This is a genomic window from Chondrinema litorale (genome assembly GCF_026250525.1).
In the GTDB taxonomy this organism is placed as follows: Bacteria; Bacteroidota; Bacteroidia; order Cytophagales; family Flammeovirgaceae; genus Chondrinema; species Chondrinema litorale.
Genome location: NZ_CP111071.1, coordinates 1 through 10,609, shown reverse-complemented (window position 1 = coordinate 10,609; position 10,609 = coordinate 1). Strand labels below are relative to the sequence as shown.

The window sequence follows — 10,609 nt, the reverse complement described above, 5'->3', positions numbered from 1 at the left end:
TTAGCCTAGAATATAGAGAATTAATAAAGTCGGTATTTTTTATTATTTTATAACTATGGATAGAATAACAAAAGATACCGACATTAGAGAATATAGGAGAAAGTTAGTGATTCGCCTATCAAAGAGAGGACTCAAACAACAAAGTATTGCAGAGGTACTTGACTGTAGTCAAGGCTTAGTTAGTCAAGTTCTTTCCGCTTATGAGCAAACTGGTATTTCTGGTATCAAAAAGAAAAAATATCCAGGAGCTAGCCCAAAACTTACCATAGCTCAACAGAAAGAACTCAAAGCTCATTTAGTCAGAGGGGCTACTAAAGCTGGTTTTCCTACCCAAGGCTGAACAAGAAAAAGAGTTTTTTGTCAAATAAAACAACTCTTTGGTGTTGAGTATAGCCTTCAACATATTGGCACACTGTTACATCAATGGGGTTTTAGCTACCGCAAGCCTCCAAAGAAAGAACCCAGAAAAAATCCTGAACTTGTAAAAAAGTGGAAAAAACAAAGATTGCCTAATTTACTGAAAACGGCTAAAAAAGAAGGCAGAAAGGTCTATTATGGAGATGAAGCATCTTTTTTCGTTACACCAAAATTGCAAAAATGTTTTTTACCTCAAGCCAATCCCTTTCCTGTTGAGATATGGTCAAAATCTTTTGAGCATATCTTTGTTTGTTCAGCCATCAGTAGTGAGGGAGATTTTACTTATACCACCAGTAAACAGCCTTACAGAGGGGAAGATATTGTCTCATTCTTAGAACAGCTATTAGCAGATGAACCAAATCCCATTACTTTAATTTGGGATCAAGCAAGTGTTCATGATTGCAAAGCAGTACATCAGTTATTAGAAAAGTTACCAAGAGGAAGACTTAAATTGGTGAAACAACCTGCATATAGCCCAGAAGTAAATCCGGATGAACATGTATGGGCGTATATCAAAAATATTGATTTGAAAAATCTTGCCTTCAAATCACTGACTGATTTGAAGGACAAGTTGATAGATATATTAGAGGATTTCTCAAATAGAAAACAACTCATTAGAAATTTCTTTCTTGACCAAAATGTAGCCTTTTATTAATTTTCTATTTGCTACCCTATAAGTAAAATACAATGAAAGTAAGAAAACAAGCAGTTTATATATTGATATTAACGATTAAGTTTCATTGCGCGTTAGTAGCAAAATTTTTCTTTTTGTAAAATTAGTATATAATGATAATTCAATACAATGTTTGTATATAAATACATTTAAATTAATTTTGATTCTATATAAAAACATTATGAAATCAAGAAAAGCTAAATTATTTCCTAAAGAAAAGAAAATACTTGAGCAAGTTGGTGAAAATATAAAGTTAGCAAGACTAAGGCGTAGACTTACTACAGAACAAGTGTCTAAAAGAGCAAACATTGGGCGTTCAACGCTTTGGCATGTTGAAAAAGGAAGCGAACATATAAGTATAGGTACTTTTATTCAGGTTTTATCAGTATTAGGTTTAGCTGAAGATTTTAAGAGTCTTGCTTTGGATGATATTTTAGGCCGAAAGTTACAAGATGCAAAACTTGTGATGAGTAAACGAGCTCAAAAAAAAAATAAGGAATGAAAGAAATTATAGTATACGCTGATTGGGATGAATTTTCTCTTCCAACAAAAATGGGCTTATTAAAAGCTGAATTATCAAGAGGTGAAGAAATTTTTTCTTTCGAATATGATAGCCAATGGTTAGTAAGTGGAAAAGCACAAATATTAGATCCAGAATTACAATTCTTTTCTGGCCCACAATATTTAAATAATGACAAACCAAATTTTGGGCTTTTTTTAGATTCTTCACCCGATAGGTGGGGAAGAACTTTAATGGAAAGAAGAGAAATTATACGATCTAAATCTTTGGGAGAACAAAGGTTTAGATTAATGGAATCGGATTTTTTATTAGGAGTCAATGATGAAACCCGAATGGGAGCTTTGAGATTTAAACTACAAGAAAGTGGGGATTTTTTATCAAATGAAACTTTAGAAACGCCTCCTTTCACAAGTATAAGAGAATTGGAAGCTGCTAGTCTAAAAACAGAGTCTGATGATTTTTTTAATGATAAAGACGCTCAAAAATGGCTATCATTATTAATGGCTCCTGGATCTTCTTTAGGTGGAGCTAGGCCAAAAGCAAATGTGAAAGATACTGATAATCATTTGTGGATAGCTAAATTTCCAAGTAAAAATGATGATAAAGATAGTGGAGCTTGGGAGTTTATTGCTCATCAAATGGCTAAAAACCTTGGCATTACTGTCGCAAAATCTGATGCAAGAGTTTTTTCTCAGAAACGCCATACTTTTTTAACAAAAAGATTTGATAGAACAAACCAAAATAGACGAATACATTTTGCATCTGCAATGACTTTATTAGGTTATAAAGATGGTGATAACTACAAGGATGGAATAAGTTATTTAGATATTGTAGAGATTATTGAAAGATATGGTTCAGACCCAGATAATGATATAAGAGAGTTATGGAAAAGGATTGTTTTTTCTGTTGCTATATCTAATACGGATGATCATCTTAGAAATCATGGTTTTTTGCTTAATGAAAGAGGATGGAAGCTATCACCAGCTTATGATATAAACCCAATAGAAAAAGGCTCGGGATTAAGCTTAAATATATCTGAAGATGATAATAGTCTTGATTTTGATCTGTGTATGAATGTAGCCGATTATTTTAGATTAAAAAAAGATGAAGCTAATAGTATTATAAAAGAAACTAAAAATGTTGTAAGTGGATGGAAAAATATGGCTGATAAAATGAAAATACCTAATGCAGAACAAACAATAATGGAATCTGCATTTAATGGAAATTAATCTATATTCTTTATATTAAGAGAAAATTGAAAACTAACAGAGTAATACTCTCTTACAATAAATGCCCTTTAAAATCATATTTCCTCTTAATATGTAGAAAAGGGAATATTTCTGAATATGAGAGTTTATTAAGGCAAGATAAGATAACTGTTATAAGAAATTTATCTCTAAACTAGAAATACCTCCCAAACCTTTCTCAAACATAAGTAATTCTCTTAAAGAAGATGTTTTTTTAGCAATGTAAGTATTACTAAAATGAAACCCTAGCTAATATTGATTTATTAAGTAAAAGAGGGAAGGATATCATACCAATTATTTTTACCTCTTATGATGATGCATCAAAACAAGAAAGATTAGAACTAAACTGGATAAAGTATGTTCTTCAAGAGGAATAAGACACTTGGCAAAACAAATGACGATTTCTGGTTTTTTACACGAAAGCCATGTACCAACTTATTTAACACTTTTAAGTATTATGTAGACGTGTAGATTTACGAATAGATCATTTTTTTATTTTCACAAGAAATAAAGTTACTTAACTTTTAAAAAAGAAAGCGCAATATATTATGTATCATAATCTCCCATTATGTTAATGTTTTAGCTTCTTTGGCTCTTGACAGGATGGTCGTAATTCTTCGGTGATATTCACTACCATCGGCAGAATCTCAGTAGTGGTTTTCGGAGAGATAGTGCCAAAGATTGTTCTTTCTTTGCCGTGTATGGCGGGATTTTATCGAAGTTTGGTCATAGGCGGAATTTCTTTTGGCTCAGCCTCTAACAACAATGGATTTTTTAGTGTACGTTTTTTGGAAATCACGCAATCGCAAATACAGGATGTTAACTGTGATATTGGAATTTTAAATATTAGGATAGAGTATGGGATTCTGTAAGGCTATAATAAGGACATATATGACAGATTCCCTGTTGAATTGGTAGATATTTCCAGAGAGATTAAAAGGCGGCAAATTTTTTGGGATTGGGTCTCAGGTATTTTTATTGTCCGTCATGGGAAAAGTAAAGAGGGCGAAGACCTGTCTGGATATTTTGAATTCAAGGCATCTGAGATTACTTACTTGAGACTGAAAAAAGGGATATTATTGGAGAAATATACAGTTCCCACAGATTTTGACCTTGATGATATGCCTGAAAATGTAGAAGAAGGATTAAAGAAAATATTGGATGAATTAAAATAACCTTGCTTAAGATAAGATTCATGAATTATGAGTGTTGAACTTATTTATAGAACCCCATATAACTACTTTGATAATAAATTTCATAAAAGCTTCCCAGAGGCCGAAACAGTATTGGAGTGGTTTCAGAACTTATGGAAGTTCTATGATGAAGACCCACATCAATTTTATGAGAATGTAAGCGATTACATAGGAATCAGGATTTATGGATTCTGGGGGCCATTTAGGATATATGATGAAGAATTTGATATATCTTCTAACCCGTCACCTCCTAATGATTTTGCCAGTTTAAAAGAGTATTTAAACAATGGATATTGTAATGTAATCGATATGGGTGAAAATGAAAATTTTATCCAGGTACTGACAGATGATGATGAACTTGAACTTGCTTATTATATTTTTGATAGTTCTTATATGAAAGAGAATCCAATCTCAGTTGATTATCTACTTAAGCAAGATTATTCACTACCATTGTCCTTTTCCACAGATACGGATAGGTCAGGGATTGATTGGAAATATCGGACAATCGAAACGAACAGAGGAAAAAAAAGCAAGGTATACTTTTTACGCTCTAATACTAGTGGTGGTGATAATTTATCATCAGCGGAAAACTCTGTTGTATTATATAACGGTATAAGACTACCAGAACTATATGATTTTGTACTCGACGAGTATGATGATGATCTAGAGATTTTAAGGTTATTTGCCCAGGGCTCTTTAGAACAAACGATTAATAAAATCGTAAGATTTAAAAAATATTGGGTTTTGATTTATAGAGAGTTCTATGAAAAATTTTCATATGATGATTTTAATGAAATGACACCAAAAGAAGGGTCTTCATATGTAATGCAGTTGGTCGACAATGCTGAAGAAAAAATCATTGACAGACACTTTACTGAATTTAAACCAAGTAGCAAATCCAAATACCAATTTTCAGATCATTTTATACAGTTTAGTTTGAATACTGATTCATGGGGAACTATCCCGTTAATAGGTACATCTCCAGCAGATTTATATGATAATTTTATAATATTTGATGACCTATGGGCATCAAAAAATGAAATACTGGCAAAATCTCTGATAAATTTCTTTAAGGGTTGGAAAGTTTTAAAATAAAAACTCAATAAGTCCCTCTATTTGTGATTGCCAAATTTTCAAAATCTCGCATATTTTTAGGCTTCCATAATTTTCTTTCAACTTGTATAAAATTTGGTTTGAACCTATTTTTATAAGATATACTGGCAAAAAAAGAAAATGTAAAATTATCTTTGCACCCAAAGTGTAGCTTTTAGTAAGTTGTATTCTAGGTAACACTTTGGACGCAGGACAAAACACTGTCAATCTAGCAATTTGGGAGAGATTGTTTTTGTAAACATAATCGGAGATTATGCGGCTTTTAGTGCCAACTGATTATAGCTAATAAAATTAGAAATGCTAAAAGTAATAAGCGAATTATTACAGTCTGTCTTTTATTATTCTTAATAGCTTTATCATATTCCTCTTTTCCATCCTCAATTTGTTTATCGAGTTCTTTTCTTATTGGCCCACATGATAAATCTGTATCATTAGATATAAGATTTTCAAGCCTATTTTTATTGCTTTCATAAAATAGATTGATTGCTTCTTTCACTTTGCTGATTGAAAATCCATCATTATCTGCTATAAAATAATCTGGGTTTTTATCTGATAAATTTTCCTGATTATAAACAAGTGAAAAAATATTGAAGTCCCAAGATTGTATATACAATGCTGATTCATCGTCATTAGATATCTTAATAGAATCAGGTGAATGTTCTATTTCACCTCTATCCTTTAATTCAGTCTCCATTTTGGAAATAATATCTGACCAATTATAACCTTCAATATATTCTATTACTTCTTTTTCATTTAATACATAATTACTTTTTTCTATATCATCATAGGAGCTAACTATAACTCTAAATTTTTTCATATTTCAACTTATTGTCGTTTTAGTTAGACAGTTATAATACTTGTTTAGTCTAGAACATGCTGCTTAATTTACACCTAAATATAGCCAAAATATAGGGTATTTTCTACTTGACATAATTGGGGATTATCTTCCCCTTGATAGCGAAGGGGTCAATTCAACCTTAGGTATTACAAGTTTTTTTCTATTAGTTTCTAATTCTATATTTTCTATTAGAAGTTTTTCATCTTTTAAAATCTTATCTATAAAATCTTCATCATCAAAGTAATCCCGATCTAGCTCAATCGCAATAGAACGGAATAGGATCCTTTCATTACTTTTAGGCTTAACAATGAAATCATCTGATCTTATGAATTGAGTTTTATTACGTATGGCAAACTTTCCTCCATAATCTATTTTATTAGATATTATCTTAAGCTTATGTGGATAAAATGTGATATTACTTTTACTTTTATTTTTGATGTATAGCTGTACGTTTAAATTTGCTTCTGTTACATAATATATGTGTGCCTGAAAAATCAAAGAGATACTGTCTTCCAGAAAGAAATATTCATTTTTTTTTATGTTACTGTCTTCTTCTTTTTCTGGTATAAGATCATATCTAAAGGGCTTGTCACATTGGGCACATAATGATAACATACTTACCCAACAGATGACAATATACATATTTGTCGTTTTCTTACCTTTCCTGAACATTACTATATATCTACTTAAAAGGGGTTTGTTTTTTACTACCAAATTTGATCAAAGCATTGAGAACATCCGTTGGAACGTTTTGTTCAGGATCGTTGGGTCTTTGACATACTTACCAATACCGATAGCCTTTCCCCACTCCTGTTCCTTCAGGTAGTCAGCGAACAGCTTCCTTGCTTTCATAATACTATCTATGCTCCCACGGTTTATATCGTTACTCAACCGCTGTTGATTTCTCAATACTTTCCCGAGTTGTTCTTCCAGTTCGTATACCGTGTTGAGTGCCCCTGCATTGCTCTTGAATTCGTTATAGCCAACTGCCATCTGGTCAAGTATGGGGTCCAACTTGGTCTTCTCTTGCTGTTTTATAAAACCTATTACACGGTTGTTCTCCTTGCGGAGTTCCTTGATAGCCTCCTTCAAGTTGGTGTTTGCCTCGTCACTGGGGTCTATCCCAGTACGGTAAAAGTAGTCCACCATCTGGGCTGTAAAGTCCTTGATGGTGATGTTCTTTTTCTTGCAGATATCTACTAGTTTAGCATGTGTGTCCAGTTCCAAGGGGACTGCCTTTTTGCTTGCCATGGGATGTTCCTTTTGGTAAATAAATTAATTATTAAATTAATTATTATCTCCTCTAATTGAAACATAGTGCAGCTTTTTTATAAATAATTAATCATTGATTAATTATTTATTTGACCTAAGAGGTCAAAATACCCCGTAGGGCAAGCGAGAACGAATCTCTTTCATACGGAGTTTGAAAAGTGGCGTTCCCGCTTGCTATCTCTTGAGAGATACGAGGACAATTAGTAGCTTACGCAGTTTGCTGCTTTTTGTACTTGTAGCTCTCATTATTTAACCTGTCAATTTTGACTCCTTTTCTATTTTACTCTTAACATAGAAAAAAGATGAATTTTTTATTCCCCCACTTGTCTATTTCCTCTTTCCATTTTTCCAAAATACCTAATTTTTTAGCGGTTTCAAATGATTTATTAAGTGTAGTAACAATGCGTCCGTGGTGTCTGGATTCTTTGTATCGCTCCATGTTTAGGAGCTCAATTAGCTTCGATTCAGTATAACTTACTGTTGATTCTTTAGCATAATGCTTTGCTCTGTAAATGGTTTTAATGAAAAGTTCTATACTTGGATTTTGCCTACCTGTATTGATTTTTCTGATACGAGTATTTATATCTGATGGAAGATTAAAGTAGGTATTATTATCTGTTTTTTCGAAATTACAGAACATACCATTAACTGTGAGTTTTACAGTTTCTTTATCTGATAAGCCTTTCTTTTTCTCATATTCATAAACTCTTACCAGTTGCTTAATCTGCATGGTTTCTTTCTTATCAGTATTAGTCAATATAAAGAAATGCTTAAAGTGAAGATTGATAAGTGAATCACGGATAAATCCTTTCTGCTTTACATCAAACCTCCCGTATTTGGTTTTAGATAAACCTGCATATTCATACAACTCCTTTAGGTTAATTTCAAAATAGGCTTCATCCAGTTTTTCTATAAAAGTAAGTTTACCTTCTGCTTTGGCTTTTTGGGCAAGTGCTACTGTAGCTGTAAGGATTCTAATATCAGTAGTATTGAGTTCTTTAGTTACTTTCGATTTTACGTTGTCTGGGAGCTTATTTAAAAGGTTTTTAGGGAAATCTATAGTAAATATACTATCAGGTGTTTTATTTATCTCTAAAACCTTGTGAATAGCTAGATTGGCTTCTTGTAAGTACTTATTAGCTTCATCATCTTTAATAGACTGTCCTATTTCAATTTTATAAAGCTTATTAGGGTAATAAATAACATTCCGATCTGGATTTTGCATCTTCTTTTATTTAACTATTCTATGACTTAAGGTAATATAGATTTCTGGCGCAGTTTGGTATGGACTTCTGGCGCAGTTTGGTATGGACTTCTGGCGCAGTTGGTATGGACTTCTGGCGCAGTTGGTATGGACTTCTGGCGCAGTTGGTATGGACTTCTGGCGCAGTGCCCTCTTGTAAGTATCTCATAGTCAGTAAATTATACCCTGTTTTTTTCCTATATAATATATATAAATTATATAATTTATATATAGCTCGAATTTTTGATTTGAAAATTCGGCTATAAGCTATTTCTTATTGTTCTTATACCAATCGATATAGTTCTGTAAAACGATGTGAACTAGTTGCCCAGGGAATGCCACTTTTTCCTTATCTGCAATTTCTTCCATTTGCTCCAGTATTTCTGTTCGCATTCTAAAAGGTGAGTATTTACTATTTCGCTTATTCCGCTTCTTTTTTGCTTTAATAACTTTTGGAGTAGGCATAGTGCTGTTATCAGATTCATTCTGCATATCGAGCATATCATCAACATCTCCAAAAGTTGGCATGTTCGTACCTATTAAATTATCAAAGTCACTATCAACTGTTTTTTTCTTGCTCATATCACATTAATTTTTGTTCTACCTCTTTCATGTAATTATTAAATTCATCTGCTGTGTTACCCAATACTATTGTTTCGGCTGTAGACAGATTTCTATCATATCTAATTCTGTAGCTTAAACCATTGTTAAAAAGTTGTAAGCCCCCAACACCTTGCAGTTTCTGGATTAAAGTACTTTCAATGGTATTATCCATTTTATTTGGAATACCGAAAATCTGAAAATCGAAACCCTGTTTCTGTCTAAGCTCTTGAATCTTTGGAAGTACTTTTAAAAATTTAACTGTACTTGCAATGTCTGTTCGTCTTGGCACTATTGGTATGCAAACTATATCAGATAAAAGAATGCTATTGTAAATTTCCTCACCGCCCATTTTGCCGGGTACATCAACTATGATGTAGTGATACTTTTTACCTACTTCGAATAGTAAGTTTCTGTAATCATTTTTACTCTTAGTAGCCCAGTTAAAATACAATACATCATATCGTGTATTTTCCTTATTGCGGTTGTAAATATCTATTACACTTTGCTGAGGATCTCCATCTATCAAAAGTACTTTTTTACCATATCTATTGGCAATTGCTGTACTTGTTAGCACTGATAATGTGCTCTTTCCGCTTCCACCCTTTTGGGTTGCAAATGATATTATTTTGGTCATGTTTTTAATGTATACGGTATAATATTATACATACTAATTAAGAAAAACAATTATGATACATAATTTATTTATTATCAGTAATTTACAATGTATACACTATACATAATATACTAAGTATATGATATATCAAAATTAACATCTATATTTGATTTGATTATTTATTGAAATAGATATGGAACTTATAAAAATATATAATGGTGCTACAGTCTCTGCTAGAGAGTTATACCAATATTTAGAACTTAATAAAGCGCACTGGAAAAGATGGTATACAAAAAATATAACACAGAATCCTTATGCTATCGAAAATGAAGATTGGGAGGGGTTCACCATCATGGTGAACGGTAATAAAACAATGGATTTTGCTATTACATTAGACTTTGCTAAGAAGTTAGCAATGCTTACCAGATCAAAAAAGGGAGAGGAAATTAGAGAGTATTTTATTAGATGCGAAAAAACTCTAACAGAACTCAAACAAAATAAAAGATTTGAGGCCTTCCTAAAATTAGAAAACACTAAGGATAAATTAAGATCAAACATCGAAGGTATAGGTGGCACTTATGATGATTACCTTCAAATAGATTTAGCAGGAAGACGGGTGTTATTTAATGGTGAACCAGTAGCAGATGCAGAACTTCCTACACTTTTAATTAAGGGAAGAGACTTTGCAACAGAAATAACAAATAGCCAATTAGACAAAGAAAATCATGCTCTTGATGAAGTTGGGCAATTAAATAAAGATAATCACTCATCTATCAGAGAAACACTATTGAGTAAAGGACTAAAGCCAGAAGATTTACCTACAGAGGATAGGATTAAAAAATTGGGGGAGTAAACTTACTTTCATTGTATTTTACTT

General features: G+C 32.2%; 12 protein-coding genes and 1 pseudogene. 7 read left to right on the top strand and 6 right to left on the bottom strand.

The window, feature by feature from the left end:
• Positions 1 to 55: 55 nt before the first annotated feature.
• The 6 genes and pseudogenes from OQ292_RS40975 to OQ292_RS40950 all read left to right on the top strand — a co-directional run bounded on the left by OQ292_RS40975 (position 56) and on the right by OQ292_RS40950 (position 5,145).
• Positions 56 to 340: a helix-turn-helix domain-containing protein gene (locus tag OQ292_RS40975; RefSeq protein WP_284689591.1), complete on the top strand. Its 285-nt coding sequence runs from the start codon at positions 56 to 58 to the stop codon at positions 338 to 340.
• A gap of 12 nt (positions 341 to 352) precedes the next feature.
• Positions 353 to 1,072: pseudogene (locus OQ292_RS40970) on the top strand (IS630 family transposase); the annotation flags it as partial.
• 199 nt (positions 1,073 to 1,271) lie between these two features.
• A complete protein-coding gene (locus tag OQ292_RS40965) occupies positions 1,272 to 1,592 on the top strand; it encodes a helix-turn-helix domain-containing protein (protein ID WP_284690013.1) in 321 nt (106 codons plus the stop codon).
• Positions 1,589 to 2,839: a type II toxin-antitoxin system HipA family toxin gene (locus OQ292_RS40960; protein ID WP_284690012.1), complete on the top strand. Its 1,251-nt coding sequence runs from the start codon at positions 1,589 to 1,591 to the stop codon at positions 2,837 to 2,839. Before OQ292_RS40965 ends, OQ292_RS40960 begins: the two co-directional genes overlap by 4 nt.
• A gap of 929 nt (positions 2,840 to 3,768) precedes the next feature.
• Complete coding sequence (locus OQ292_RS40955) at positions 3,769 to 4,032, top strand: hypothetical protein (RefSeq protein WP_284690011.1); 264 nt, start codon at positions 3,769 to 3,771, stop codon at positions 4,030 to 4,032.
• A 27-nt stretch (positions 4,033 to 4,059) separates the two neighbouring features.
• The gene (locus OQ292_RS40950) at positions 4,060 to 5,145 is read left to right on the top strand and encodes a hypothetical protein (protein ID WP_284690010.1); all 1,086 of its coding nucleotides are present in this window, start codon (positions 4,060 to 4,062) and stop codon (positions 5,143 to 5,145) included.
• Positions 5,146 to 5,425: 280 nt separating this feature from the next.
• Here OQ292_RS40950 and OQ292_RS40945 read toward each other — a convergent pair whose 3' ends face one another.
• The 6 genes from OQ292_RS40945 to OQ292_RS40920 form a co-directional block, all read right to left on the bottom strand.
• Positions 5,426 to 5,980 carry a hypothetical protein gene (locus tag OQ292_RS40945; RefSeq protein WP_284690020.1) on the bottom strand — a complete coding sequence of 185 codons (555 nt, stop codon included), beginning with the start codon at positions 5,978 to 5,980 and terminating at the stop codon, positions 5,426 to 5,428.
• A 123-nt stretch (positions 5,981 to 6,103) separates the two neighbouring features.
• On the bottom strand, positions 6,104 to 6,673 hold the full coding sequence (locus OQ292_RS40940; RefSeq protein WP_284690019.1) for a hypothetical protein: 570 nt from the start codon (positions 6,671 to 6,673) through the stop codon (positions 6,104 to 6,106).
• A gap of 48 nt (positions 6,674 to 6,721) precedes the next feature.
• Positions 6,722 to 7,252 (bottom strand): BfmA/BtgA family mobilization protein, encoded by a 531-nt coding sequence (locus tag OQ292_RS40935; RefSeq protein WP_284690018.1) that lies wholly within the window; start codon positions 7,250 to 7,252, stop codon positions 6,722 to 6,724.
• Between the two features lie 307 nt (positions 7,253 to 7,559).
• Positions 7,560 to 8,498 carry a hypothetical protein gene (locus tag OQ292_RS40930; protein ID WP_284690017.1) on the bottom strand — a complete coding sequence of 313 codons (939 nt, stop codon included), beginning with the start codon at positions 8,496 to 8,498 and terminating at the stop codon, positions 7,560 to 7,562.
• A 285-nt stretch (positions 8,499 to 8,783) separates the two neighbouring features.
• Complete coding sequence (locus tag OQ292_RS40925; RefSeq protein ID WP_284690016.1) at positions 8,784 to 9,098, bottom strand: hypothetical protein; 315 nt, start codon at positions 9,096 to 9,098, stop codon at positions 8,784 to 8,786.
• Between the two features lies 1 nt (position 9,099).
• A complete protein-coding gene (locus OQ292_RS40920; protein WP_284690015.1) occupies positions 9,100 to 9,753 on the bottom strand; it encodes a ParA family protein in 654 nt (217 codons plus the stop codon).
• Between the two features lie 172 nt (positions 9,754 to 9,925).
• Between OQ292_RS40920 and OQ292_RS40915 the strand changes: the two genes are divergently transcribed.
• Positions 9,926 to 10,585, top strand: coding sequence for an antA/AntB antirepressor family protein (locus OQ292_RS40915; RefSeq protein WP_284690014.1), 660 nt, complete (start codon positions 9,926 to 9,928; stop codon positions 10,583 to 10,585).
• The last annotated feature ends 24 nt before the right edge of the window (positions 10,586 to 10,609 follow it).

Coding starts and splice junctions, on each gene's coding strand:
- OQ292_RS40975 (WP_284689591.1), top strand. CDS start 56: ATGGATAGAATAACAAAAGATACCGACATTAGAGAATATAGGAGAAAG.
- OQ292_RS40965 (WP_284690013.1), top strand. CDS start 1,272: ATGAAATCAAGAAAAGCTAAATTATTTCCTAAAGAAAAGAAAATACTT.
- OQ292_RS40960 (WP_284690012.1), top strand. CDS start 1,589: ATGAAAGAAATTATAGTATACGCTGATTGGGATGAATTTTCTCTTCCA.
- OQ292_RS40950 (WP_284690010.1), top strand. CDS start 4,060: ATGAGTGTTGAACTTATTTATAGAACCCCATATAACTACTTTGATAAT.
- OQ292_RS40945 (WP_284690020.1), bottom strand. CDS start 5,980: ATGAAAAAATTTAGAGTTATAGTTAGCTCCTATGATGATATAGAAAAA.
- OQ292_RS40940 (WP_284690019.1), bottom strand. CDS start 6,673: ATGTTCAGGAAAGGTAAGAAAACGACAAATATGTATATTGTCATCTGT.
- OQ292_RS40935 (WP_284690018.1), bottom strand. CDS start 7,252: ATGGCAAGCAAAAAGGCAGTCCCCTTGGAACTGGACACACATGCTAAA.
- OQ292_RS40930 (WP_284690017.1), bottom strand. CDS start 8,498: ATGCAAAATCCAGATCGGAATGTTATTTATTACCCTAATAAGCTTTAT.
- OQ292_RS40925 (WP_284690016.1), bottom strand. CDS start 9,098: ATGAGCAAGAAAAAAACAGTTGATAGTGACTTTGATAATTTAATAGGT.
- OQ292_RS40920 (WP_284690015.1), bottom strand. CDS start 9,753: ATGACCAAAATAATATCATTTGCAACCCAAAAGGGTGGAAGCGGAAAG.
- OQ292_RS40915 (WP_284690014.1), top strand. CDS start 9,926: ATGGAACTTATAAAAATATATAATGGTGCTACAGTCTCTGCTAGAGAG.